Source organism: Psychrobacter sp. CX97 (assembly GCF_057396285.1).
Map to the genome: position 1 here is coordinate 144914 of NZ_JBXYJE010000008.1, position 24736 is coordinate 169649.

At 37.9% G+C, this 24736-nt stretch carries 22 protein-coding genes; 7 read left to right on the forward strand and 15 right to left on the reverse strand.

The features are described 5' to 3' along the window. The first annotated feature begins 265 nt into the window (after positions 1 to 265). Positions 266 to 820 (forward strand): tRNA (cytidine(34)-2'-O)-methyltransferase, encoded by a 555-nt coding sequence (locus AC2SLL_RS08255; protein ID WP_486531210.1) that lies wholly within the window; start codon positions 266 to 268, stop codon positions 818 to 820. A 94-nt stretch (positions 821 to 914) separates the two neighbouring features. On the opposite strand, the gene AC2SLL_RS08260 is transcribed toward AC2SLL_RS08255, so the two are convergent. The 4 genes from AC2SLL_RS08260 to tusD all read right to left on the reverse strand — a co-directional run bounded on the left by AC2SLL_RS08260 (position 915) and on the right by tusD (position 2769). Next, the gene (locus AC2SLL_RS08260) at positions 915 to 1229 is read right to left on the reverse strand and encodes a TusE/DsrC/DsvC family sulfur relay protein (protein ID WP_486531249.1); all 315 of its coding nucleotides are present in this window, start codon (positions 1227 to 1229) and stop codon (positions 915 to 917) included. A gap of 192 nt (positions 1230 to 1421) precedes the next feature. Then, on the reverse strand, positions 1422 to 1769 hold the full coding sequence (locus AC2SLL_RS08265; protein WP_486531211.1) for a hypothetical protein: 348 nt from the start codon (positions 1767 to 1769) through the stop codon (positions 1422 to 1424). A gap of 135 nt (positions 1770 to 1904) precedes the next feature. After that, positions 1905 to 2228: a hypothetical protein gene (locus AC2SLL_RS08270; protein WP_486531212.1), complete on the reverse strand. Its 324-nt coding sequence runs from the start codon at positions 2226 to 2228 to the stop codon at positions 1905 to 1907. Between the two features lie 88 nt (positions 2229 to 2316). Then, positions 2317 to 2769 carry a sulfurtransferase complex subunit TusD gene (tusD, locus tag AC2SLL_RS08275; protein WP_486531213.1) on the reverse strand — a complete coding sequence of 151 codons (453 nt, stop codon included), beginning with the start codon at positions 2767 to 2769 and terminating at the stop codon, positions 2317 to 2319. Between the two features lie 359 nt (positions 2770 to 3128). On the opposite strand from tusD, the gene AC2SLL_RS08280 reads away from it, so the two are divergent. The 3 genes from AC2SLL_RS08280 (at position 3129) to glnE (ending at position 8411) form a co-directional block, all read left to right on the forward strand. Next, positions 3129 to 4538 carry a glycosyltransferase family 4 protein gene (locus AC2SLL_RS08280; protein WP_486531214.1) on the forward strand — a complete coding sequence of 470 codons (1410 nt, stop codon included), beginning with the start codon at positions 3129 to 3131 and terminating at the stop codon, positions 4536 to 4538. 162 nt (positions 4539 to 4700) lie between these two features. Then, on the forward strand, positions 4701 to 5276 hold the full coding sequence (locus AC2SLL_RS08285) for a phosphatase PAP2 family protein (protein WP_486531250.1): 576 nt from the start codon (positions 4701 to 4703) through the stop codon (positions 5274 to 5276). Positions 5277 to 5552: 276 nt separating this feature from the next. Then, complete coding sequence (glnE, locus tag AC2SLL_RS08290; RefSeq protein WP_486531215.1) at positions 5553 to 8411, forward strand: bifunctional [glutamate--ammonia ligase]-adenylyl-L-tyrosine phosphorylase/[glutamate--ammonia-ligase] adenylyltransferase; 2859 nt, start codon at positions 5553 to 5555, stop codon at positions 8409 to 8411. Between the two features lie 22 nt (positions 8412 to 8433). Here the strand turns inward: glnE and AC2SLL_RS08295 are convergent, their stop codons facing one another. The 4 genes from AC2SLL_RS08295 to AC2SLL_RS08310 form a co-directional block, all read right to left on the reverse strand. Further along, a complete protein-coding gene (locus tag AC2SLL_RS08295; RefSeq protein WP_486531216.1) occupies positions 8434 to 9354 on the reverse strand; it encodes a ChbG/HpnK family deacetylase in 921 nt (306 codons plus the stop codon). A gap of 258 nt (positions 9355 to 9612) precedes the next feature. Continuing rightward, positions 9613 to 10014 (reverse strand): GtrA family protein, encoded by a 402-nt coding sequence (locus AC2SLL_RS08300; protein WP_486531217.1) that lies wholly within the window; start codon positions 10012 to 10014, stop codon positions 9613 to 9615. Between the two features lie 49 nt (positions 10015 to 10063). Further along, a complete protein-coding gene (locus AC2SLL_RS08305; protein ID WP_486531218.1) occupies positions 10064 to 11068 on the reverse strand; it encodes a glycosyltransferase family 2 protein in 1005 nt (334 codons plus the stop codon). Between the two features lie 64 nt (positions 11069 to 11132). Next, the gene (locus AC2SLL_RS08310) at positions 11133 to 12749 is read right to left on the reverse strand and encodes a glycosyltransferase family 39 protein (RefSeq protein WP_486531219.1); all 1617 of its coding nucleotides are present in this window, start codon (positions 12747 to 12749) and stop codon (positions 11133 to 11135) included. 268 nt (positions 12750 to 13017) lie between these two features. Between AC2SLL_RS08310 and AC2SLL_RS08315 the strand changes: the two genes are divergently transcribed. Next, positions 13018 to 13881 (forward strand): glycosyltransferase, encoded by an 864-nt coding sequence (locus AC2SLL_RS08315; protein WP_486531221.1) that lies wholly within the window; start codon positions 13018 to 13020, stop codon positions 13879 to 13881. A 70-nt stretch (positions 13882 to 13951) separates the two neighbouring features. Continuing rightward, positions 13952 to 15028, forward strand: coding sequence for a glycosyltransferase (locus tag AC2SLL_RS08320; protein WP_486531222.1), 1077 nt, complete (start codon positions 13952 to 13954; stop codon positions 15026 to 15028). A gap of 36 nt (positions 15029 to 15064) precedes the next feature. Here AC2SLL_RS08320 and AC2SLL_RS08325 read toward each other — a convergent pair whose 3' ends face one another. The 7 genes from AC2SLL_RS08325 to aspS all read right to left on the reverse strand — a co-directional run bounded on the left by AC2SLL_RS08325 (position 15065) and on the right by aspS (position 21950). Continuing rightward, positions 15065 to 15763 (reverse strand): putative nucleotide-diphospho-sugar transferase, encoded by a 699-nt coding sequence (locus AC2SLL_RS08325; RefSeq protein ID WP_486531223.1) that lies wholly within the window; start codon positions 15761 to 15763, stop codon positions 15065 to 15067. Positions 15764 to 15827: 64 nt separating this feature from the next. Further along, positions 15828 to 16586, reverse strand: coding sequence for a hypothetical protein (locus tag AC2SLL_RS08330; RefSeq protein ID WP_486531224.1), 759 nt, complete (start codon positions 16584 to 16586; stop codon positions 15828 to 15830). Between the two features lie 57 nt (positions 16587 to 16643). Further along, a complete protein-coding gene (locus AC2SLL_RS08335) occupies positions 16644 to 17489 on the reverse strand; it encodes a hypothetical protein (RefSeq protein WP_486531225.1) in 846 nt (281 codons plus the stop codon). A gap of 2 nt (positions 17490 to 17491) precedes the next feature. Then, the gene (locus AC2SLL_RS08340; RefSeq protein WP_486531226.1) at positions 17492 to 18253 is read right to left on the reverse strand and encodes a hypothetical protein; all 762 of its coding nucleotides are present in this window, start codon (positions 18251 to 18253) and stop codon (positions 17492 to 17494) included. A gap of 39 nt (positions 18254 to 18292) precedes the next feature. After that, the gene (locus tag AC2SLL_RS08345; RefSeq protein ID WP_486531227.1) at positions 18293 to 19060 is read right to left on the reverse strand and encodes a glycosyltransferase; all 768 of its coding nucleotides are present in this window, start codon (positions 19058 to 19060) and stop codon (positions 18293 to 18295) included. A gap of 51 nt (positions 19061 to 19111) precedes the next feature. Beyond that, positions 19112 to 20056, reverse strand: a complete 945-nt coding sequence (locus AC2SLL_RS08350) for a lysophospholipid acyltransferase family protein (RefSeq protein ID WP_486531228.1) — start codon at positions 20054 to 20056, stop codon at positions 19112 to 19114. 82 nt (positions 20057 to 20138) lie between these two features. Beyond that, the gene (gene aspS, locus AC2SLL_RS08355; RefSeq protein ID WP_486531229.1) at positions 20139 to 21950 is read right to left on the reverse strand and encodes an aspartate--tRNA ligase; all 1812 of its coding nucleotides are present in this window, start codon (positions 21948 to 21950) and stop codon (positions 20139 to 20141) included. 613 nt (positions 21951 to 22563) lie between these two features. On the opposite strand from aspS, the gene ggt reads away from it, so the two are divergent. After that, positions 22564 to 24540, forward strand: a complete 1977-nt coding sequence (gene ggt / locus AC2SLL_RS08360) for a gamma-glutamyltransferase (RefSeq protein WP_486531230.1) — start codon at positions 22564 to 22566, stop codon at positions 24538 to 24540. Positions 24541 to 24736: the final 196 nt, after the last annotated feature.

The following is a 24736-nucleotide window of genomic DNA, read 5'->3' on the forward strand; positions in this document are numbered from 1 at the left end:
ATAAAAATAACGAATGTTCAAGCATTACCACTATAAGATACAGCTATACTCAACTTGCTATTTAATCAATATCGTCAGTACCGATAACCTATATTTGTTTTTAAGTACTTGTATCAATTACTCGCATCAATAGCGAAAATTGACTGGTAATGCTTGAACAAATCATAGATGACAACGGCTTCAGGTAAAAACAGTTAATTGTAAGGAATTTAATCAAATTGTCACTTATTTGTAAAAAAATGTTTTCAAAAGGGCTTATATATTCATGACCATACACATAATACTCGTTCAACCACGTATACCTAATAACACAGGGAGCGCCATTAGATTATGTGCTAACACAGGTGCAAAGTTACATTTAGTAGAACCCTTAGGGTTTGATCTTGAGGATAAAAAACTACGAAGAGCAGGTTTGGATTATCACGAATATGCAAATATGCAGGTTCATAAAGATTGGCAACAAGCAAAGCTTGCGTTACAGAAGGCCAACTGTTCACGTATGGTGGCGTTAACGACAAAACTTAGCAAGCCCTTTTATGAGTATGACTTTACCCAACATAATTTTGCAGAGGGTGGCATAGCGTCTGAAAATATTGCATTGGTGTTTGGATCAGAAACAGCAGGGCTTCCTGAAGAGATTAGAGCAGATATTGGTGCCCAAAACTGGTTGCGCTTGCCCATGCTTCCTGAATCTAGAAGTTTGAATCTGGCAAATACTGTGTCTATTTGTTTATATGAAGTGTGGCGTCAGCAAGGATTCAAAGGAGATATGGGACGCAGTACGGGTTATGAACAGCTAACACCGTATGATCCAAAGTAAACACCTACCACAAAAAATAAATGAGCAATGCTAAAGTGGCTAAGCCAACTCTTGATAGTGGTTATATTCGCTTTACTCGCTACTTAAACTGTCATTACAAGCAGTTCGGAGGTTTGGGTAATCCTGCTATACGATTGACATGGCGAGCAACCAGCCCCGTTTTAAATAGCTGCTGCAATTTATGATTGCTAATGTCATGCTCAGGCATGGTTTTCATCAAATATTTAATCAGCGGTCGAGTGGATGGGGGGTGTTTAAACTCTCGATGAAACTGGCGGACTTGACGCAGTATTTCATAATGGGTATTTGTTAAGGTTACCTCTAGCGTGTCTGCTAATTGCTGTGCGACCTCAGGCGTCCATAAACTATGATCAATCAAATGACCTTCTTCATCTAGTTCAAGTTCAATATTTACCTGATTTTTTTCATTCATATATTTTCATTCGTATGCTGTTATTAATGGTTTTTTGATGTGCTTAAGGGCAATGGCTAACAGAGGGTAATATTGTTTATTTGTTTTAGATAGGGACGGTGCGTTATTGTTTTTTTGGCATTTTATACTGCAAGTTTCAAAAATATGTCAATGCCAGATTAATGGCTATTATAACGATACGCCTAAGGTAATTACTCTATCAACTTTCTGAGTTAATCGCACCCACTTATCATCAGTTAATGCGATAGCTTTACTGAAGTCTATGGCTAACTTTGCGCTGTCGTTGAGCGCCTCAATATCCTCAGATAATACATAGATATTGGCAATACCATTAATTGTCCCTTCAAATTCATCGTCTGTATTTAAATCAGAAATGTAAGCATCAAACCAATCTAAATAAGCAACCGTTTCGCCCATCAACAAAACACTATCGCCTGCTTGCCATAGGTTGATCATCTCTTTTATGATGGATTTAAAATTCCCCATATTGGCATGTAATTGAAACAGTGTGACCATAGTTAAGCTCTTTATAGTGTTATATTCGATATGGATTAGAAATTTTTACGGTAGCAAAGTATTCATGTATTATTTTTACCGTTAGACCCAGTGATTTAATTAAGCGAATTAACTTCAATAGGTTAGCTTACCGCATTAAAAGGTAAAAACTTGAGTGAATTCAGTAGAGTCTAAATCTTCTGGAATGAAGTCAAGTTGGGCTGCCAAGTCAGGCGGTACCATCCCTGAAACCCAACTACTAAATACATCATCAGGAAGCCAAGCAGGTGGCATATCATACATATCAAGCGACTTAATCATGCCATTTAAACGGCTATCAGATTGCATCAATTGACCAAAAACAGAGCTTCCTAACATCAGCTGCACTGATTGGCCGAAAGTTGCTAATGTTAACGCTAATGCACAGCCTTCATAAGTGGCTGTTTCAGTTGGCGTCGTTAATCGGATAAGTATTGACACGGTAGGTGTTCCTTTAAAGGTTGAGTTTAATATTAACAATTTATTAATTACTGTATATAAGGACACGACATAGTAAATATGGCATAGCCTAAAACTGTATCACTTTATCTGCTTCATTAAGCATACCCGCTAACTCTCCTAGACCAACCAATTTAAATCCTCGGGCCAAGTTTGCACCCTCTAGTTGGTGCCGAGTTGCATTGGCTAAATCGGTAATACCTCTAGTGATGGCCGTACTTACGCAGACCGGTAAATCCAGATTGTAATCTACACTTAATTGTTGCCATTTTTGGGTTAAATTTTCTCTGTCCGCAACTTGCCAGCGTAGAGCATTTGCAGTGTGTGCCGACCCTCCATAAAAGAAAATGTGAACTGGATTTCTAGAATGATTATGATCACTATCTGCTGCATGACTAGTTGGAGAATCACAAGATTTAGAATGATAAATGCTTAGTAATGATTTGGCATAGCGATAAGCATGTTCAGCAAGAGGATGTGCTGGGTCAACAGTAATCAATATTAAAGTCGTAGCGGTTGTCATATATTTAAAGCCTCAAGTCAGGCATTTGAATGAAGTTTTGTCTCAGTAATGCTTTAGGTTATTTACTGTTTAAAATTTCTATCGTGAGTATGTTAACAGCATTTATTGCCGCATAGTGAATTGAAATTTTACCCAATAAATTATGGGTTAACTAGTAGTCAGTAAAACGGATCAGTAAGACCTCATTTAGAAAAAGATCACTAACTATACTAACTCTAATAAATGCAGGCATCAAACAAGCAAAAATAAAGGGGTTGTCATCAAACTGTGATTAAAGTGCCACACAATTGTCAAATCTTACTGATAGATTGTGAGCATGAAAAAAGTATTTATAAAGTAAAGTGTGCTGTGAGGAAAGTATGTTAAACGATCTAAATAAGCTAAATCTATCTACTGAACGCCTTGTGTCTGGTAATGCTTCAATGCTTCAAGTGGGACAAGATAGAGAAAATATGATTGTGGATAAATCACTTGGCTTATTGAGAGTAAACGACCTGCTTTTAGATAGCAATGAAAAACGACACATACTGCCTCAGGCGAAGCGAGTTCAAAGCTCAACGTCAGGTATACATATTCTGTTGGTTACAGAAACGTGGCAGCCAGATGTCAATGGTGTCGCCATGAGCTTGCATCAGTTAATGAGTCAGCTCGTTATGATGGGCCATAAGGTAAGCCTGTTAAGACCTCAGCCAAAACATGTTGAAAGCAATGACTTTAAAGATAATTCTTTTGATAAACATCATCGCGATGACCCTCAGGTTAACCAACTTCACATAGTCACTAAAGATATACAAGTTAAAGGCATGCCAATTCCTAAATACCCTGATTTACAAATGGGGATGCCTGTTTATAACCGTATAAAACGCGAGCTTAAGCAGCTAAAGCCTGACATTGTACATATTGCCACGGAGGGTCCGCTTGGGTTAGCTGCTTTATTAGCTGCTAAAAAGCAAAAAATAGCGGCTACTACTGGATATCACACTCAGTTTCATGATTTCAGCCGCCATTTTGGCATTGGAATTATTGCCCGTCCTTTGATGACCTATTTTAAATGGTTTCATAATGCATCAAAAGCAACTTGTGTACCCAGTCAGAAAACACAAAATGACTTAGATAAACTTGGTTTTAAGCGTCTCGTTCAAGTAGGTCGTGGCGTTGATTTAGAACGTTTTAATCCTGAGCATAGAAGTGAGTCTTTGCGTCAAGAGTGGGGTGCGCATAAGCAACATACTGTCCTGATTATGGTAAGCCGGCTGTCTCCTGAAAAAGGCGTTGATTTAGTTATTCAATCATTCAAAGCGTTGCAAAGTGCTCAGCTACATCGTGCTATGAAGTTAGTTATTGTTGGCGATGGACCAGACCGTCAACGCCTTGAGTCTTTAGCTAGTGACAGCAGCGAGGATATTATCTTTACAGGTGCTAAAAAAGGACATGAGCTTGCTGAGCATTATGCCAGTGGCGATGCGTTTATTTTTGCCAGTCAAGTTGAAACATTTGGAAATGTCGTTATTGAGGCAATGGCCAGCGGTTTGCCAGTGTATGCTTATGATGATGCTGCAGCGGGTATGTTAGTCAATCCAAATAATGGAGGCTTGGTTCCAGTCGGTAATAAAAAGGAGTTTATAAATATGGTAGCTGCACTCCCTAAAATGCAAGTGTTGAAAGAACAAAGTAGCCATGCCGTTCAGCAAGTTGCTGGTTTTTCTTGGCAGCGCCCTGCCAAACAGATGCTGGATATGTTTATTAGTGCGATACAGGCTAAGGTCTAATGTACAAAAAAAGTGGGTTCTTTAAATACACATTTTTTATATCTTAATAAAATAAGGGGATAAGTTTTGAAACATACCAGTTCTAATAGTAGAAACAGGTCTGAATCATTAAAAACTTCGAGTATGCCTTCAACTATTGCACCCAGTCCAATTTATACTATGATGAGTCGTCATCCTACATTAGCACTCTGTACGGAACAGTTTCTGAGCTGGGACACCAACCTTTGTATTCATATTAATAAATACTCAACTAATTACGCGGTCGCCGTTTTTTTTAAGACTATAAGCCGATTAGGTGATGGTTGGTTTTGGTATGTCATGCTAGCCTCTGCATTTATGATTGGTGGTACACAATCTATATTGCCGCTACTAACAACAATAATAATGAGTCTAATGGGTTTAACTATCTATAAATTATTGAAAGTTAAAACCGTGAGACCTCGCCCTTATCAAGTGCATCAAGTTATTGTTTTGGGCGAGCGTCCACTAGATGTCTTTAGCTTTCCATCAGGTCATACCTTGCAAGCAGTGTTATTTACCGCCACTTTAGGTAGCTATTTCCCACAACTATTGCCGATCATGTTACCTTTTGCGGCTTTAGTAGCCCTTTCCAGAATGGTGCTCGGTTTGCATTATCCCACCGATGTTTTAATTGGAGCAGGTATTGGGTATGGACTGTCTCTGTGGGCGTCAAGAGTTCATATTTATTTGGAGGAAACACTACCTTTATTTATCTGAAGATCTGTGTACTGTAAAAGTCAGCATATCAGCAAGGTCATGGGTATAAGATTAGCAGTTTAAGGTGTATGCTTTTAAGAGTTTGTTACCTTATTGAACATATCGTACTATTCTAAAATATTGTTACCTCATAGTGATGCATGGGTATTGTCTGAATAGTTATATACTGAATCTTGACTAAGGTTTTGTAAATTTTATCTTATCTTATATCTCGAAAATATCAATTCTGTGGTAGGCTTATAGCACATTAGCACTTTAAAGGAGTCGTGCTTAGCCATGTCATCAGCCAATAATACCGATAATAATCAGTCGTCTAGCAAGTCTAATTCACATAAAGAACCTATCACTTTAGAACAAATTGAACGGCTCAAAATGGCCAGTCAATTTGCTTTTCATATATGGGAAAACAAGCCTTTAGTCTGTAAAAACTTTTTAACCAGTTACCCACTTGATGAGTGCCTAACCCGCCAGCAAATTAGCGATTTAATAGATGATTTTACCTTGGATGAAGGACTTGATGGCGGGTTAGAGAGAGCGGATGAAGCTGGAGTAATGGTAGGTCTTCGCCGTTTGCGTGAACTTTTAATGATGCGATGGATTTGGCAAGATGCACTCGGTGTGATTACGCTTGAGCAGCTCACTGAAGAGTTATCAGATTTCGCTGATTCGTGTTTAATTTTTGCCAAAGAATATACATGGAAGTCTCTTGTTAAGCGTTATGGTCGACCCACCTTTATTGATAAGGATGGTAAGTTACAATACGATGATATGGCAATTTATGCTATGGGTAAGTTAGGGGCTCAAGAGTTAAATTTATCAAGCGATATTGATCTGATATTTGTACACCGTGCTCGCGGTCATACCGATGGTGATAGATCAAAAGGAACTAAGTGTATTGATAACAAGCGATTTATGGTTCGCTTAGGTCAAGGCATTATCAAGCTTTTAGATGAAAATACAGCTGAAGGCTTCGTATTTCGCGTTGATATGCGTTTGAGACCTTGGGGAGATGGCAGTGACTTGGCGATACATTTATCTGCTTTAGAAAAATATTTTGAAAAGCATGGTCGAGCATGGGAGCGTTTCGCATGGCTTAAAGCCCGCGTTGTAAACTGGGTAGACGACACATTTAAAAAACAGTTGGATGAGACAGTTAAGCCTTTTGTTTTTCGTTATTACGTTGATTATAGTGCCTTCGCTGCATTGCGCGAAATGAAATCATTGATTCAAAACCAAGTGGCGCAGAGAGAGGATTTAGATAATGTAAAACTTGGTGCTGGTGGTATCAGAGATATTGAGTTTGTGGTTCAAGCCTATCAGCTTATCTACGGTGGTCGAGATAGCCAGCTTGAAGTAAAAGGGTGTCTTGATGCCATGAAAGTTTTAAATGACTTTGATTATCTGGATGATGAAACTTACAAAAACTTAGAGCAAGCTTATCGGTTTTTTCGAAGAGTTGAACATGGCATTCAAGCCATTAATGATCGCCAAACTCAGCAGCTGCCAAGTGATCCCAAATGGCAGAATAATTTAGCTCTAACGCTTGGATTCAATGGGTGGCAAGACTTTTTACAATGCCTAAATCAGCACCGTAAAAATGTAAATATTCCTTTTGACCGTATGGTTACTGAACGCCAAACGCCTAAAGATTCAGAAAGCGACTTTAAGCAAGATTCAACAAAAAATATTGAGGATATTTTAAGCGAAGAAAATCTCAAGCGATTGCAGCAATTTTGGGATAGCAAAATGGTGGCTAATCTTTCTGAAGAGGCGAGAGAGCGCTTAGACAATGCCTATCCTGTATTGACTCACGCTCTCATTGAGCATGAAATAAAGCAGGAAGGTGCAAATGACGCTCTTCCCAGATTGATAGACTTACTCGAAGCTATTTGCCGTCGTTCCATTTATTTGGTTATGCTTGCCGAAAACCCTGATGCAACAGTCGATCTCATACCTATGTTATCAGCAAGCCCTTGGATATCAGGCGAGTTGGCAAGATACCCTGTATTGCTAGATTCATTCTTGCAGCAACGTTATCGCCATCTACCGGATAAAGAGGAGCTTACTGATATTTTACGCCAGCGTTTACTCAGAGTAGAAACAGATGACGAAGAGTTGCTACTAAGCTCACTACGTCTCTTCAAAAATAATCAGGTGCTTGCTGTAGCTGCTAGTGATGTACTGGCAGAGCGTCCAATTATGAAAGTCTCAGATTCTCTGACTTACATTGCTGAGGTAGTATTAGAAGCGGCATTAGAACGGGCTTTTGCTCAGCTTGTTAAGCGCCATGGTTATCCTATAAATCAGCAAGGTAATTCGGTTACAGAAGCACATAGTGGTTTTGCCATTATTGGTTATGGTAAGCTTGGCGGAATCGAGATGTCTTACACCTCAGATTTGGATTTAGTGTTCATACATCAGATAAATGAGCAAGCGATGACAACAGGTGCAAAACCTGTCAGCGGTATGAAGTTTGCTGCAAGACTTGCTCAAAAGCTTATGACCTATCTGAATACCCAAACACGTGATGGACGTGCGTATGAAATTGATATGCGTTTGAGACCCTCTGGTAATGCTGGCATGATGGTTGTATCTATTAAATCATTTCAACATTATCAGCTAGCTAAGGCTTGGGTTTGGGAGCATCAAGCTTTAGTGCGAGCAAGGGCGATATGTGGTGATAGAGATGTAATGCAATCCTTTAATCATATACGTGAAGAAGTGCTAACGCGTAAACGTGACATCAATGAATTAAAATTTGAAGTTCAAAAAATGCGTAAAAAAATGCAAGATCACTTGGGAAGCGATGCACAAGAACAAGGAAAGTTCCATTTAAAACAGGATGCGGGTGGTATTGTTGATATTGAGTTTATGGCCCAGTATGCCGTACTCGCTCATGCCAATGAGTATCCAAGCTTAATTAAATGGAGTGATAATATTAGAATTTTTGAAAGTTTAGCTGAAACGGGTGTTTGGGATGAAGAGACCTGTATAGGGTTAACCCAAGCATATTTGGACATTAGGGCAGCAATGCACAAGCTTGCCTTAGCTAATCAAAGTATTTTAGTCAACGAGCTTCCTTGGGAGGATATACGCGATTATGTCATTACCAAATGGAATGAAGTTATTTGCTGATCCTATGCGAAAAGATGTCTGATTATCTAGGTGGCTTTTTTTTAGTATACATATCTCTCCAATGCGTGAGCTCAATCGAGTGCTTATCATAAAGCGTCTTTAAAGCACCGCTTTTCATCCATTGATATTCACGTTCACGAGCCTCTTTAATACCATCATTCCAGTTGTCATAAGGGGTGGCAGGATGGCACATAATTACTGAGATTGGGTAGTGGCTATTTTTCTCATCAAATCCACCAATTCCGATAGGGCACTGACCTAACCAGCGGTCCCATAGCTTTGTTAGCTTATCTGAGTGTGCTTCAAAATCATACACCCCACCAAAATGACTGTTTGTTATAACGCCTGTTTGCTCACACAATGCTTTCCATTGTTGCCCGCCTAACGAATAAATTACCCATGCTTTTAAGTCGTAATTTATAGGGGTTGTTACTCTCGCTGCCATGGTGTGGCTCAGACTTTTGCCATAACGAGATAGTAATTCATTCATTAGACATTGTCTTATGATTGGAAACTGATGAACATGTTGATGCCCATCAATAAATCTTGGGGCATGATTGAAGGTGTCTTCAAAAATATCAAGCTGTTGCTTAATTTCATTAGCAACATCATTTGCTTTAATACCTTGTAAGTAACTTGCTTTAAGCAGTTTTGGTAACGATTTGGGTAAGGTGGTTTTAAATACGCCAGTAAAATCTAGGTGTAGACCTACGTCAATATTCGAGGTATATAGGGCTTTGATTGAGGTATTGTCAATATGGCCACCCACCATATAACTACTAGCAGTAATTAGCCTCTTCTGGGCTAAATTAATGACCGCATCGTTCACAGGCTCAGACAAACCTAAATCATCAACATTAACGATAACCTTTCTGCTTAACGTATTAGATGATTCTATTAAAGCGGAGTCTGTATAGGTAGTGGTATTAATATTTGCGTTCATAGAGTCATTAGGCTATCACATCATGAATAAGTTATAGTATAGCGCTTATGATAAATTATAATGAACTCGGTTGATATAGTTTAAGTCACTTAAAATGGTTACCAGTCAACCGAGCGGTAATTTTTGCTATTGATTGTCTCTATTTATTGTTATTAATAGCTCGTTAAATCTGGTACAGCAAGTGAAAATAGTATAGTAACTATTTAGAATTAACGTGATTATCTCAGAATTAACGTTATTATCTTAGAATTTTAAAGTTTAAGATTTGAAGGCCCATAGTTTACCAAGTAGAAAACTTAAAACGGTAATAATAGCGGTAACCACAAACCATATTAACAAATAATAGCGCTCACCATATAGCCCTAGACCTAACATAAATAACCCTTGGTTTAAGGCAAAGCCTAAAATGGAGCTGCCAAACCATCTGGCCAAACGTTTTATATTGTCTACTTTATTTGTTCGCTGTATATTATGGCGGAAGGTGACCCATGAATGACCAAAAAAGCTGGCAATAAATGCACATAAAAAGGCAACAACATTTGCCCAAGCGGGATATATATTAAATAGGCTGACCGCTAAATACAATATGACACCGTGAACTAGGGCGGCAAGACTGCCCATAATCATAAACTTAAGGATTTCGGAGGTTGACTGACGCATCAAATATTTAGCTCTACTAAAGAAAGGGTGCTAACTTTAATACTGTAAGTTAGTCGGGGCGGGTATCAGCGTCTTGATTACTCAATACCTCATCTATTAAATAAATAGGGCGTTGTTTCACTTCTTCATATAAGCGTCCAACATACTCGCCTATTACACCAATACATACCAACTGTATACCAGTAGAGAACATGATACCCGCTGCCACTGTTGCCCAGCCTGCCACGTCATTGCCAAAAAATAAGGTTTCTAAAACAATATATATGCCGTATAAAAAGGCAAGAAACGAGACAAAAAACCCCATTCGTGATATGAGACGTAAGGGCTTTTGCGAGAAGGAAGTGATGCCCACTAAAGCAAGTTCAAACAAACTGGTATAATTAAATTTACTGTCGCCATGATCACGATTATCAGCAGTGAAAGGTAGATAGACCGTGTGAAAGCCCACCCATGCATAAAGTCCTTTCATAAAGCGTTGGCGCTCTGGTAGTGAGAGCAATGCTTGTAACACTTTTTGATTCATTATTCTAAAGTCGCCTGCATTTGGGCGAATCTCATAGCGCTGTGTGTCTTGAATAAAGTGATAGAAGCTGCTTTTTAACGTTTTTGCTAAAGGGCTTTCATAAGGGCGATTGGCCTGAATACCCGCTATCATATCAATATTGGTTTGGTCAGACTGTTCAGCCTGTACCATCATCTTTATCATTTGTTCTAATACGCTTAATGGATGCTGACCATCAGAGTCAATCATGGCGATGTATTTACCGCTTGCGTGAGCCAGCCCAGCACTAAGTGCAGATTCTTTGCCAAAGTTGCGAGATAGGCGAATGAGCTGTATCTTTATTTGAACAGGACAGGATTGTACGGCGGTTTCAAATACCTGTCTAATATTATCTTTACTGCCATCATCTACAATAATAACTTGCTGATGGCCATTTAAAGCGTTTGCAAAATCAATTACTTTAGGTAAAAAAATCGTCAATGCCGCTGCATCATTGTATGCCGGCATGACGATAGAGAGAAAAGTCTGATTTTCAGGCATTTTTTCAGGCATTCAAACACTCATTTGGATGGGTTAAACATCAATAGAAATACGAAATAAAAGCTTTAGTTATATATTATCTAACGCAGTGATTGGGAATATAAGCTGACCATTTAACCTTTAATGGCTCTGAATCTGGCTGTTTAGGCCAGTTAATTTGCCAGATACCATGATAATGCATCATAGATTCCTTTGGTAGTTTATCGACCAATGGTAAGGTCAAATCATTTTCAGCTTGTGACATAATCAGTGTACCGTGTTTTGATAGACGATCTAAAGTCATCCAAGGCGAATGGCTAGTAGGACCGGATATCATAAGTGAAGGCCAAGTGGATGTGGTTTTAAATTGAGAAGCGTTAGCGTTCATGGCTACCAATGCGCTTAGCCAGCGATCCCCTGAAAGGCTATCCCATGTGCAAGTGCTAATCTCATTCCATGTTTGCTGTGCTTGCAGACTTAAGGCCTGTTCTGGCCAATCCATTCGTGACGGTTTATTACGTACATTATGCCCAAACTGTAAATAAGTTATCATTAAAATTGTCACAAGTGTCAGCCAAACTCTCAGATATTTGGTTATTTTGTCTTTAAGTAAAATAAGACTGTCAGGCTTTATTAAACTGGCAAATAATAAGCCTGATAGTGACCACATGGGCATGCCCCACATATCTCTTAGACCAATACCAAATATAAGACTTAGCACAATAAGAAATAGTAATGGCATCAACCATAAATAGACAATCAGCTTGCTATCGGTTATGGTGTTTTGTTTATTAAATGTCGAGCTGTTTTTATGTTTAGTGAGTTTAGGACTTGTTAATCTAGGCTGAGTTAATCTAATAGTAGGTAATTTTTGAAAATCTAGATACTTACGAGATAAAAATAATATGATTAACAAAGGTATATGAGCAATTAGTTGGGCAAGAGAAAATTTGAACCAGCTAACGTGCGCAGCAAGTGAATTGCCTTGTGTACTATCACTAGAGCGACCACTAGCATAGGTAAAAGGCAACCAGTCGTTTTGTATTAACCACATCAGGTGTGGCGTAAAAATCGCCAACATGATTATGGCTGATAACCAAGGCTTTGGTTGTTTTAGTAATCGCCATTGGTTTGGAAGTAGTAAATATATCGCCATTGGAATTAATAGAAAAACGACACTATATTTGGTCAGCATACCCAAGCCACCCACTATACCCAGTAAAATCCAATCTCGATAACGATTGGTTGTTATACATTGGTAAAATATAAGGTTGAGCCCTGCCCAAATAGGGAATTGTGCAATGTTATGATTGAATTCCAAAGTCGGGTAATTGTAATAAATTATAGCAAGGGCAAGTAGCGCACCCAAAACAGCTTGCGTATGGAAGAATAGCTTGGTACCCAGCTTATATATGAGAAATAAAGAGAGTAATACGTGAATTTGGCTGAGAAAATAAGGGCCAATATGTCCAAAAAGCTTGTAGAAGCTATACAATAACCATGAAGAAAGAGGGGGGTGTTTGTAGTAACCCCACTGCCATTCATGCCCCCAGTTGATACCTTCACTAACATCTAATGGCACGCTACTGCCTATAAAAGCAGGCACGATAGACCATATCAGAAAAAAAATGGCTAGAAAAAAGGTTGATTTATGCCAACTTTCACTTTGGTTATAATTAAGTGTTTGGCTGTCTGTTTTTAGAGTATTTGACATTATTTATATCTTATTTATTTATGACTTTGGTCATTATTTAATGAGATTATGATTCATTTAAATTAATTCTAATCATTTAGATTGAGCAAATTATTTCCGTTTATAAATGTGATAAAATTTGCTTATTGTAATCTGATTTTATGACTAAACCAATGTTGCTGTGCTAATCATTAATGATTAAATAAATATTAATGACTGAGAATGACTCAAACAGTCTATAGAGTAATAAAGTCTACTCATACACCATTCAAACTGCCGAGTACTGAACATGAAAAATGAAACAATAAAAATTTTCGTTGGCTGTGATCCTAATAATTGTGATCTAGAACAAATGATGGTGTTAGATTACAGTATAAAAAAACATACGAAAATGCCATTTGAAATTATATGGATGCAATTATCTCGCGACCCGAATAGCTTTTGGTACTCTAATCCAGAAATAGGCGAAGGCTGGAATACGACAAAGTGGGCAACGCCGTTTTCAGGATTTCGCTGGGCTATTCCAGAGTACTGTGACTTTAAAGGCCGTGCCATATACATGGATGCGGATATGGTGGTACTGTCTGATTTAAATGAATTATGGAATCATCCCATTACTGGCTCTAGTGTGGTTGCCGCTAAAGTTAATGATGAGATAACTCGGTTATGTACTTGTTTGTGGGATTGTGAAAAAGCCAAACACACACTCACTCCAGTTTCAGAGTTAATGAGTGACCCTACTGGACATCAAAAGCTAATGGATTATTTCAAAAAAAACCAACAACTAATAACGCCTTATGTAGATAGTTTTAATTGTGTTGATGGGGAGGATTTGCCAATTGAAAATATTAGGATTCTCCATTATTCAGATATGGGTACTCAGTTTAGTCATAAATATGCTATACCACGAATAGAAAGTGAGGGGGCTAAGCATTGGTTCGATGGTAAAGTCATGCCACACCCTAGAAAAGAATTGAGCGATTTGTTTGATAAATATTTCCAAGAAGCGTTGGACGCTGGCTATAGGGTTGATGACTATAGAGTAGAACCATTCGGAGCGTTTCCCAAAAAGACACATCAAAAATATAAGGGTAATAAAGTGACTCGTTCTAATAATAAAAAATCTATTTTTGCACGTTTATTTAAAAGCTAATATCAAAGTTATTTGGATAATTTGATGATTTGTCCAACTTTACATAATGTTTAGTATTGGAAGTTGAAATATGGGGAAAAGTGAAAGTAAGAAAGTTTTGTTGGTTATTAACTCCCTACAGGGTGGAGGAGCTGAGAGATCAGTACTTACCCTAGGAGAAGGCTTTATTGAGTTAGGATATGATGTACATATTTTGCGATTCAGCACCAAGGTTGCTTATCAAATAAATGAGAGTATCAACTTACACCTAATTGATTATAAGCCTTTTAAGATCCTGCCAAATAATAAATTTAGATATATAGCGTTAGCTAAAGCTGTTGATAGATATGTTAAAAAACATATTGGTACTCCAGCTTTAACCTTGTCTAATCTAGATCGAGCAGATAGGGTAATGCGTTATAGCCAGTTACCTAATATAATCCATATCATTAGAAATACGTTATCAAAAAAAATAGAAATGCTTAGTAAGACTGATAAAAACTGGAATGTTAAGCAGCTTAAAATTTTTTATTCACGACACCCCATTGTTTGTATCAGCCATGGTGTTGAAAATGATTTTAGAAAAGCATTAGGACTATTAAATACAACTACAATACTTAACCCAATTGATGCTTTAAAAATTAATGAACTATCAAGTCTTTATAAACCAGATTTTAGTAATTACATTGTGCATGTGGGTAGCTTTAAAGCCCAAAAAGCGCATGATGTTCTTATTAAAGCTTATGCCAATTCGTCGATGCAGTTGCCTCTGTTATTAATTGGGGAAGGGCACTTATTTGAAGAGACTAAAGAGCTGGTTAATGAACTTAATATATCGAATAATGTTTATTTTTTAGGGTTCAAAGAAAACCCATATCCTTATATTAAATATGCAAGTTTTTTGGTTTTATCATCTCATTTTGAAGGCTTTGGCAGAGTCATAGCAGAAGCAATGGCTTTAGATACACCTGTAATTAGTACCAATTGCCCTTCAGGACCTAGTGAATTACTGCCATCAGAGAATCTAGTTCCTGTTAATGATATCGAAGCGTTAACTAAAATAATGGATTTAGCAATGAAGCAGGCATCTTCATTTAAATGTCCATTTGATGAGTCTCTGTTGCCTGCAAATATTGCCAAACAATATATAGAGTTGATGGAAGTGTAAAACTCTCTAGAAGTATCAACAGACTCTAATTGTATATCATCGAGATGACAATAAATAAATGCCATAGGCCATAATAATTAGCACTGTAGCACCAATTATTCTATTTCGCCGTCTGATTTTTTGACGTCTTAACTTAGTGAGAGATCGACTTGCTTGATATTGCTCAATGTAAACTTCTCCGTCATAATCCTTATCAAATATTTTAATGTAGCCTAAAGGTAAGTTTTCTATTGAAATATTATTTTTAAGTTTATACATGGCGTGATCTAGACTGTCTTGATCTACTTGTGTGTTTTTGCCATCCATTTGCTCATTAATCCATTGCTGGACTAAAGATTTAGCAGCCTGTGTATTTTTGAAAAATAAGGTGCCAGCTAGATAGTCATGCGACATACCACTCATACCTTTTGTCATATAAATTCCAACATCAGCGCTAATATGATTGAAGTAATCAATAGGTTGTTTGACGATCGCATCTGCATCTAAATATAAGATATCTTTATCAGGAAACCTATTTAAGCACTCAAGAATAAAATGTGGTTTAATTCTTGTGTTAGCTTCCCAATAGCCTGCGTCTTCCACTCGACTAAAATAATAACCAATACCATGCTTTTCTAATGAGTCTTTTAAACGCATGGCATGCTCTTCATAGCTTTGCGTATAAAAACTGCAAACAAGAAACCCATTGTCTGTGATAGAGTTTTCGATAGCGTCTATTTGAATGAATGATGTCATAAAATACTCAATGAGTGAATAATTATATTAAAGTTGTTTAAAGTTTCTTATCAGATGTACTTAATTAACGCCACCACTGGGACTTATCGTCTCGATGAAGCGTCTTAACTAATGCGAAAGCAGTGTCTAAGTTTTGAACTCTATCAAATGTATAGAGTAAAATATCGCAAGCTAAACCATCAATAGCTCTATAACGCTCATATCGCAGTCGCATATTTTTCAGGGTATCATCAGCACCTATACGAAAATAAGTGAGCCCATCATATAAGTCTAAGTGTTTAGCATATAAACTTGCGATGTTCTCATCATTTAAATTATTACTACTTTGAAAACCTTTTAAGTATTGCTCTGTTTCATAAACTTTAAGGGTATTTACCAAGGTAACAGCATTAAGGAGGATGGTGGACCTTATAGGATTGCTGGAATGATCTACAAAAGTATCACATGCTGATATTATCCAGCGTAAGGATAAATGATTTAGGAGAAATTCGGTTTCAGATTCCCACAGCTGTTCAAACGCCTTGAAGGTTTCTTGAGTTTTGTAACCTCTACGTATAAGAATAACCAAAGTGGCGTGGTAGAAGCAGAGCTCCGATTGGCCAATGAACTCTTTTTTTACCTTATTGAGATGATCATTTAGGTTTTTAATTCTTGTTTTATCAATTATATTATGCAGATCTATATCGCGACTACTCAGAATATTCTCTTTCATAGCGCCAGAAGACTTATTGGAGTAACTAGAAATAACACCTTTGGCACCCAATGTTTTTTCACTTTTAAATATTAATAGCGCTTTTCGCTTCCAACCACTTAATTCAGCCATAATAAGCTCACTCCGAGATAGATAGATTTGAACCTATTGTAGGTATCCTTTAAGAGTTTAATAACTAAAAAATATATCTTTAAATAAGTCCTTAGAAACAGGAGAGTGGTTGATAACTCTAACACCTCGTTTGAAATACTCTCTAGCGAGTAAGTCAAAAGAAGGCACAATTCGATTTTCAATAGCTTTATCCAGCTTGCATGGAGCGGTGCTATCCTTACTTTCATAGAATCTAGGCTGACTGCTGTTCAGAAGGTCAATGCCATACAGATGAATCTGATTGGCTCCTAGTGTATATGCTAATTGTGCGGCCACGTAGGCAACCGTGCCTGCTTCAACAAATCCATGAGTAATATCCAATGAAACGCCAACTGGCTTAGGTAGGTTATTTGCATCTATCACAAAGTTTGGATTTGATACCAAGTTAGTTAGGCTTGCTTTTTTAGGTTTAAAAATAGATAACCTAAAACTTTTTTTACTATTAGAACCCATCTTATGCAGTTTATCGGCTGGGTATATAAGAGTTAAACATTGATGGTATTTGATAAAAAATTCAGGTAGCTTTTTAACTATTAAATCAAGTACATTGGCTGTAATAAATAAAGGTTGGCCTTTGTAACATTCAGCCAGCAATAAATTTTGGTGCTCAATAAATCTAGCATCAGTAATAATATAAGCAATAACGTCTTTAAAGGCGTGTTGGGCTGTTAAACTGATACTTCCATTTACAAAAAGTGCTGGGTTATTTAATAAGTCATCGTTAAAAGATAATTGATCAATAGAGGGCCCTGAAGCATAGATATTAACTGGTGTATCAACACACGTCATATTATCTTTTTTAAAGTAAGGGATTGAATAAATTTTTCCGGTTATATCGACTTGGTATACATCATTATTATCCATATTTATTCAGACCACCAAGCATTGCGTTCTTTTTCATGATGCTTACGAAATCGGGTGTAGACACTGCCGCGTTCATTAACGCGATCAAAAACATTCAATAGGATACTATAAGCAAAGGGATCTGCTTTTCCAATTTCATCCATTCGCCAACGCATATTTCTTAAAGTGTCGTCAACACCAATTCTAAAACTAGGTAATTCATCAAATAAATCAAAACAATTTGCTTTTGTTTTCTTGAATCTGTCCTCATCATATTTATCAGATTCGTGCTCATTTGTTTTTAATAAATATTGTTCGGTCTCATATAACTTAACCGTGTTAATTAATACAATAGCGTTTAATAAGATACTTTTTAATAGGATATCTGGGTCGTGATCAATAAATGTATCAATTGCAGAAATTAGCCAACGCATATTTAGGTGTTCTAATAAAAAGTCTTGTTCACTAAGCCATAGTTGTTTAAATAATTTATAGTTTTGCCCAATGTTAGATTCACGGCGTATAAGTACAATCAATTTAGCATGATAGAACAATAACTCTGGCTGCTCGTTGAAATTAGCCCTTAGATGAGAGATATGCTCATTCAAATCTTTTTTCATATAAGACTGGAATGATTCTAACTTTACTCCAGATAAGATATTGGCTTTTAAAGAGTCATAATTGACATTTTGTAATTCTGACTCAATATTTTTTGCACCCAAACGTTTTATATAACGGTTAAGAGTAAATAGGTTTTCAATTTTACTTTTCTTACGCTTAACCATATAAATATCTCAATTATTAAGGAGAAAATTCATTAAATATCAATGCCAATATTTTTCAAGCCACGGACTCGGCTTAACATGACGATACCATTTGCCACCACCACCTTTAATGGCATCAGGTGGATTAATTTCGCCATGAAAAATAACAATTTTAGCGCCTTCAGAAAGGGTAGGCGCTTTAATAAAGCTTAAAAGAGGCGATGCCATACATTGATATTTAAAGCTCACGCACCAACTTTTATCCCAATATTCTAAATGATGATGTTCACGTAGATAGTTTGATAGGTAGGCTTGCTCATGACGGACTTCTGAACTTATTTTAGCGAAATTCTGCTCAAAGTTGCTTAGTAAATTTGGATAGGTGTTTTGTCCAACTTTAAAACGATAGACTGAGCTATTACCAGTCATGCGCCATGGCTTTTTCCAGTCACGTATGATAACCACACTGTCCTCATGTTCAGCTTCATAGTCAAAGAAGGCATCGATATTATCAACGATAACAATATCAATATCTAAAAATAGTGCCGTGCCTTTTAAGTCGTATAATTCGGGCTTAAATGTTGTAAGTTTTTTCCAGCCCCGTTCGGGCAATCCATCTGGTAGATTTAGTTCTGGGATAGGGTAACATTTGATACTGCTGTCTATACCCGTTTCATCATCGGTAAGGCAAACCATTTCAAAGTCTAAAGTAAGGTTTCGTTTGACCATATTATAAAGTCGATTAACGTATTCAGGGCCGTATTTGTTACCCCATTTCATACAAATAATATAGCGGTTTTCAGAGCTTTCGTGGGTCATCTGATTCATAGGCGTATAACTCTGTATGTTGTTTTAAATGATCACTTATTAGCATTAATTTTATATTCTTTTATTGGTCTTAGTACGTGAGTCTAAATATTGTTGTAGTTCAGCTTCACTCAATTTATACGGGTTTTGAATAACTGGCAGGTTTTTAAATCTTCTGTAACCCCACATATAGTGACTAGGACAGGTGTTTATCATCGTCTCCATCGCCTTATTAAGTGCCGTCGTTGCGACAACCATATCTTTATCATATAAAGCTGGATCATCAAGTGCAACGCAGTGAATGTCAAAACCTGATTGCTTACAGTTAGTCTTAGCATCATTATTGCGTAAGCAGACTAATCCGACTAAAGCACATTTTGTTTTGCTGGCAAGTTTAGGCGCTAACGTACTAGATAAGGTATCTATACCAAAAAAAGGCGCAATAACGCCTCCAGAAGGGTGTGGAACATGATCTGGTAAAATGATACTAAATCCGCCTGCTCTGAGGGTCTTGAAAATAGCTTTGACACCGGATGCATCAGTAGGAACAAGTGTTGAATTTAATTTTTCTCGACCCTGCAAGATAAAGGCATTGCCTAACTTATGTTTGATTGGCTTATACATAATGGTTGGACTGCCATGCTGATTAAGCCATGCATTCATCATCTCCCATGTGCCTAAATGCGGAACAATAGCCAACATACCCTTTGGACTATTTAATGCTTGTAAGAATACCTCTTTATTATGAACATTTTTGATTTTTGCAATACTCCATTGCGGCGGCATTGCCCAGCATTTTAAACACTCTACGCTAGTCAGGCATTGATTGCGAATGATGTCTGCGCTAAGTATTTTGCGAGTTTGCTGATTTAATTCTGGATATGCTAAACGTAAATTAATATCAATAGTACGTCTTATTGATAAATTGGGTAGGCAGTTGATTATCCATGCCACAAAAAGTGCCAACCCCTTAAGAAAGGGCAGTGGCACATATTTAAATAGATTAAACGGATTCATAATAAGTGACTCACAAGCAAAGTTTTTTTATCCATAAACCAAAACCTTGTTGCAAGTTGTGGTTGCAGTCAAAGTTAAGATATTATGACTTGTCTTGCGCTTCAACTTGCGCTTTTTCACGCAAGCGAATGCCAAGTTCACGCAGCTGACGGCTATCCACTTCTGCAGGTGCTTGAGTTAGTGGGCAGTCTGCAGTCTTAGTTTTAGGGAAAGCAATGACATCGCGGATTGATCCAGCACCTACCATCAACATAATGAGGCGGTCAAGACCAAAGGCGAGTCCGCCGTGCGGAGGTGCACCAAACTTAAGCGCATCTAGTAAGAAGCTGAATTTCTCATTCGCTTCTTCATCAGAGATACCAAGGGCATCAAACACCGCTTTTTGCATGTCTACGGTATTAATACGTAAGCTACCGCCGCCAATTTCAGTGCCATTAAGCACCATGTCATACGCAATGGATAAGGCAGTTTCTGGGCTATCTTTGAGCTCTTGAACGGAGCCTTTTGGTTTGGTAAATGGATGGTGCATAGATGTCCATTGACCGTCATCTGTTTCTTCAAACATGGGGAAGTCTACTACCCATAAAGGTGCCCATTGGCAAGTTGACATTTCCATATCATGGCCAACTTTAACTCGTAAAGCACCCATCGCATCATTTACTACTTTTGCTTTATCAGCGCCAAAGAAGATGATATCACCATTTTGTGCTTCAACACGGTCCACTAAGCTGACCAGTACATCATCCGTCATGTTTTTGATGATTGGCGATTGCAGTCCAGAGTCTTTGTCAACACCGTTATTGATATTAGTAACGTCATTTACTTTGATATAAGCTAAGCCGCGCGCGCCGTATATGCTAACAAACTTAGTATAGGCATCAATTTGTTTGCGAGTCAGAGAACCTCCATTTGGTACGCGTAATGCGGCAATGCGACCTTTGGGATCATTAGCAGGGCCAGAAAAAACTTTAAACTCAACGGACTGCATTAAATCAGCTACATCAACAAGTTTAAGCGGAATACGTAAGTCAGGCTTGTCTGAACCGTAATCCCGCATGGCTTCGGCATAGGTCATACGGGGGAATTTACCTAAATCGACATCAAGCATGGTTTTGAAAAGGTTTTGGATTAAACCTTCATTAATATCCATAATTTCTTCTTCAGATAAGAATGATGTTTCAATATCTACTTGGGTAAACTCTGGTTGACGATCAGCACGTAAATCTTCATCACGGAAACATTTGGCAATTTGATAATAGCGGTCAAAACCTGACACCATTAATAATTGTTTAAATAGCTGTGGAGATTGGGGCAAGGCAAAAAAGTTACCGGGACGTGTGCGAGACGGTACAAGGTAATCACGAGCCCCTTCAGGGGTCGCACGAGTCAAAATAGGCGTTTCCACATCTAAAAATCCCTGTTCGTCCAAATAACGACGAATGGTAGAAGTGGCTTTAGCGCGGAAAACCATGCGCTCTTGCATCTCTGGACGACGCATATCTAAATATCGATATTTGAGACGTAAGTCTTCTGACACTGTCGTTGTTTCATCATTTAATGGAAAAGGTGGTGTCTCTGATTTAGCCAATACCTCGATTTCTTTACCAAGCAGCTCAATATTGCCACTGGTCATATTTGGGTTTTCAGTACCTTCGTAACGCTTACGCACACGCCCCGTTATTTTTAGAACATATTCTGGACGTGCAGCATCGGCAGTAGCAAAGGCTTCAGGAGTATCAGGGTCTACAACTACTTGCAAGATGCCTTCACGGTCTCGCATATCTAGAAAAATAACACCGCCATGGTCACGGCGACGGTGGACCCACCCAACTACGGTAATCGTTTGTTCTAATAGTTTTTCGGTTACTGCTCCGCAATACTCAGTACGCATCATAAATTGTCCACTGTATTAACAAGGGTTGTAGAAATAAGGATTGAAAAATTGTACTTAAATATAATTTGTTTAATGAAACGCACATTATGCCTGTTATTGAACTTTGTCACAACTGTTAGCTTGCTATGAATTACTATTTACAAGGTAGAAAAACAGGGCTTATAAGGCGTAAAAAGCAATACTTAAGTTCGATTGAATGATAATGAAAATTTATAAAAATATAACTTAATCGTGAAAATTAGCGTCTGGTTTATTAATATTCATCCCCCTCTACCTCTGTAAAAGATGCGGGTTAAATATTCAGAAAATTTTCTGTTAATTTTATTAAATTACATTTAAAGTAAAGATTATTTAAAGTAAAGATTATTTAAAGTAAAGATTATTTAAAGTAAAGATTATTTAAAGTAAAGATTATTTAAAGTAAAGATTATTAAATAATTTTTAAGCAACTCTTTAACTTAACATCATATTCGAATTAACAACATCTTTGAATGAATAGAATGGATGTCAAAGATAAGTGTAGGTAATATATTAATTAATATATTCATTAGGGACGGTATTTATAAGCCCGTTCTTACAAACAGGATTAACAAGCCAGCTTAGGGGACGCGCCATGAGTTTACATTTAGGTCATTCAGCAACCAAGTTCAATCAGCCACGCCGGCAATCGAAACAGTCCCCAGAAAAACCTATATTTTCAAAGTTTGCTTTAAGCACAGTAGTTTTCCTAACGATGACGTTAAGTGCGTGTACCACATTGTCTGGTCATACTAACGATAAAAACACTGACTCTAAAAACACTAACTCTAAAATTATCGACCCTCATATTAACATTAATACAAATACTGAGATAAACACCGCAGTTGAACAAAAAAGCAAAACCCCAATTTATAGTGCGGATATGACAGCACCTGAACAAGGCAGTGGTCTCACTAAACAGCAGCTTGTGCAGGCTGATGATTTCATGGTTGCCTCTGCTAATCCGCTAGCAACACAGGCAGGTTACAATATCTTAAAGCAAGGCGGTAGCGCAATTGATGCCATGGTTGCTATTCAGACCACATTGGGATTGGTGGAGCCGCAATCTTCAGGTTTAGGGGGAGGAGCATATGTTGTTTACTGGGATAATATTAATAAAAGGCTAACTAGCTTTGATGCCCGTGAAACGGCGCCTCAGTCAGCAACGCCTCAGCTATTTATAAAGGAGTCTGGTAAGCCTTTAGAATTTATGCAAGCCGTCATTGGGGGGCGCTCAGTGGGCGTGCCTGGAGTACCCAAGATGATGGATGTACTGCACCAACGCTATGGCAAACTGGCTTGGTCCGATCTCTTCAAAGAGCCTATTAATTTAGCTGAGAATGGGTTCAAAGTATCTCCACGCATGGCGGACTCAATTGCCACCCATGCTGAGAGCTTATCCCGTTACCCTGAAACAAAAGCGTATTTTTTACCTCATGGCAAGCCTTTGCAAGCAGGCACTAAGCTTAAAAACCCAGAGTATGCAAAAACTGTTAAAGCACTGGCGAAGCAGGGTAGTTTACCCTTTTATCAAGGATCATTGGCCAACAATATTATTAAACGGGTAAGAATGGCTCACGATAACCCTGGCGACTTACAGCCTATTGATTTCAAGTCTTATAACATTATAGAGCGAGAGCCTGTCTGTAGTAAATATCGTCAATTTGATGTTTGTGGTATGGGTGGATCGAGCTCAGGGGGTATAGCAGTAGGGCAAATTGTTGGGATTTTAAATCAGTTTTCAACGAAATATTTATTAGATAATCCCGCCACAACACTACGAGTCATTGGAGATGCTTCGCGACTGGCATTTGCCGATAGGGACAAATACGTGGGAGATCCTGATTATGTAACGGTGCCGACAGCAGAGCTATTATCTCAAGATTATCTAAAAAAACGAGCGGATTTAATCAAGTCTACTCACGTTAGCTTAGATGATGTGTTACCGGGTGTGATAGAGCTTAAAGATAATACTGTCAATGAGCAAATTAGCCGTTACGTTACTGCAGAGGCAATAGAGCTACCTTCAACCAGTCATATTGTTGTTGTTGATAGAGAGGGTAATGTCCTCTCTATGACTTCTTCAATCGAAAACGCGTTCGGGTCGACTTTAATGACCAACGGTTATTTATTAAATAACGAGTTAACCGATTTTTCATTTAATCCAGAAAAAGATGGCGAAATAGTAGCAAATCGAGTAGAAGGAGGTAAACGGCCTCGTTCCTCAATGGCTCCTACAATAGTCATGCAACAAGGAAAACCGTATTTGGCGGTTGGTTCACCTGGTGGTAGTCGTATTATTGGATATGTTGCTAAAACACTGATGACGCATATAGATGGAGGGTTAAACATTCAACAAGCTATTGCTACCCCTCATATGTTAAATCGTTTTGGTACCTATGAAATTGAAGAGAATACCGCTGCTGTCAATGTTGTCCCTATATTGGAGAAAGTAGGCTATAAAACCCAAATACGTGATTTAAACTCAGGTATTCAAGGTATTGTGATAACAGAGAAGGGACTGCAAGGGGCTGCTGATCCTCGACGTGAAGGCAAGGTCATGGGAGATTAGAACTCAATGCCTTAAGGGACCGTTAACTTGGCAAGCTATTACTTGGTCAGCTACTATACTATATGAACGTTTACTTACTTGAACCAGCAAGTTGGGCGAGTTAAATATGTCCGTGAGTTAGCCTGTTAACCTGTCGTTGAATACTTTACGCTTTCAATATCTCACAGCTAGCTAGCATCTCGTAATGAGCACTTAA

Bases quoted from the DNA above. Each gene is read 5' to 3' on its own strand.
- AC2SLL_RS08255 (WP_486531210.1), top strand. From the start codon at position 266: ATGACCATACACATAATACTCGTTCAACCACGTATACCTAATAACACA.
- AC2SLL_RS08265 (WP_486531211.1), bottom strand. From the start codon at position 1,769: ATGGTCACACTGTTTCAATTACATGCCAATATGGGGAATTTTAAATCC.
- tusD (WP_486531213.1), bottom strand. From the start codon at position 2,769: ATGACAACCGCTACGACTTTAATATTGATTACTGTTGACCCAGCACAT.
- AC2SLL_RS08280 (WP_486531214.1), top strand. From the start codon at position 3,129: ATGTTAAACGATCTAAATAAGCTAAATCTATCTACTGAACGCCTTGTG.
- AC2SLL_RS08285 (WP_486531250.1), top strand. From the start codon at position 4,701: ATGAGTCGTCATCCTACATTAGCACTCTGTACGGAACAGTTTCTGAGC.
- glnE (WP_486531215.1), top strand. From the start codon at position 5,553: ATGTCATCAGCCAATAATACCGATAATAATCAGTCGTCTAGCAAGTCT.
- AC2SLL_RS08295 (WP_486531216.1), bottom strand. From the start codon at position 9,354: ATGAACGCAAATATTAATACCACTACCTATACAGACTCCGCTTTAATA.
- AC2SLL_RS08300 (WP_486531217.1), bottom strand. From the start codon at position 10,014: ATGCGTCAGTCAACCTCCGAAATCCTTAAGTTTATGATTATGGGCAGT.
- AC2SLL_RS08305 (WP_486531218.1), bottom strand. From the start codon at position 11,068: ATGCCTGAAAAAATGCCTGAAAATCAGACTTTTCTCTCTATCGTCATG.
- AC2SLL_RS08310 (WP_486531219.1), bottom strand. From the start codon at position 12,749: ATGTCAAATACTCTAAAAACAGACAGCCAAACACTTAATTATAACCAA.
- AC2SLL_RS08315 (WP_486531221.1), top strand. From the start codon at position 13,018: ATGAAAAATGAAACAATAAAAATTTTCGTTGGCTGTGATCCTAATAAT.
- AC2SLL_RS08320 (WP_486531222.1), top strand. From the start codon at position 13,952: ATGGGGAAAAGTGAAAGTAAGAAAGTTTTGTTGGTTATTAACTCCCTA.
- AC2SLL_RS08325 (WP_486531223.1), bottom strand. From the start codon at position 15,763: ATGACATCATTCATTCAAATAGACGCTATCGAAAACTCTATCACAGAC.
- AC2SLL_RS08330 (WP_486531224.1), bottom strand. From the start codon at position 16,586: ATGGCTGAATTAAGTGGTTGGAAGCGAAAAGCGCTATTAATATTTAAA.
- AC2SLL_RS08335 (WP_486531225.1), bottom strand. From the start codon at position 17,489: ATGGATAATAATGATGTATACCAAGTCGATATAACCGGAAAAATTTAT.
- AC2SLL_RS08340 (WP_486531226.1), bottom strand. From the start codon at position 18,253: ATGGTTAAGCGTAAGAAAAGTAAAATTGAAAACCTATTTACTCTTAAC.
- AC2SLL_RS08345 (WP_486531227.1), bottom strand. From the start codon at position 19,060: ATGAATCAGATGACCCACGAAAGCTCTGAAAACCGCTATATTATTTGT.
- AC2SLL_RS08350 (WP_486531228.1), bottom strand. From the start codon at position 20,056: ATGAATCCGTTTAATCTATTTAAATATGTGCCACTGCCCTTTCTTAAG.
- aspS (WP_486531229.1), bottom strand. From the start codon at position 21,950: ATGATGCGTACTGAGTATTGCGGAGCAGTAACCGAAAAACTATTAGAA.
- ggt (WP_486531230.1), top strand. From the start codon at position 22,564: ATGAGTTTACATTTAGGTCATTCAGCAACCAAGTTCAATCAGCCACGC.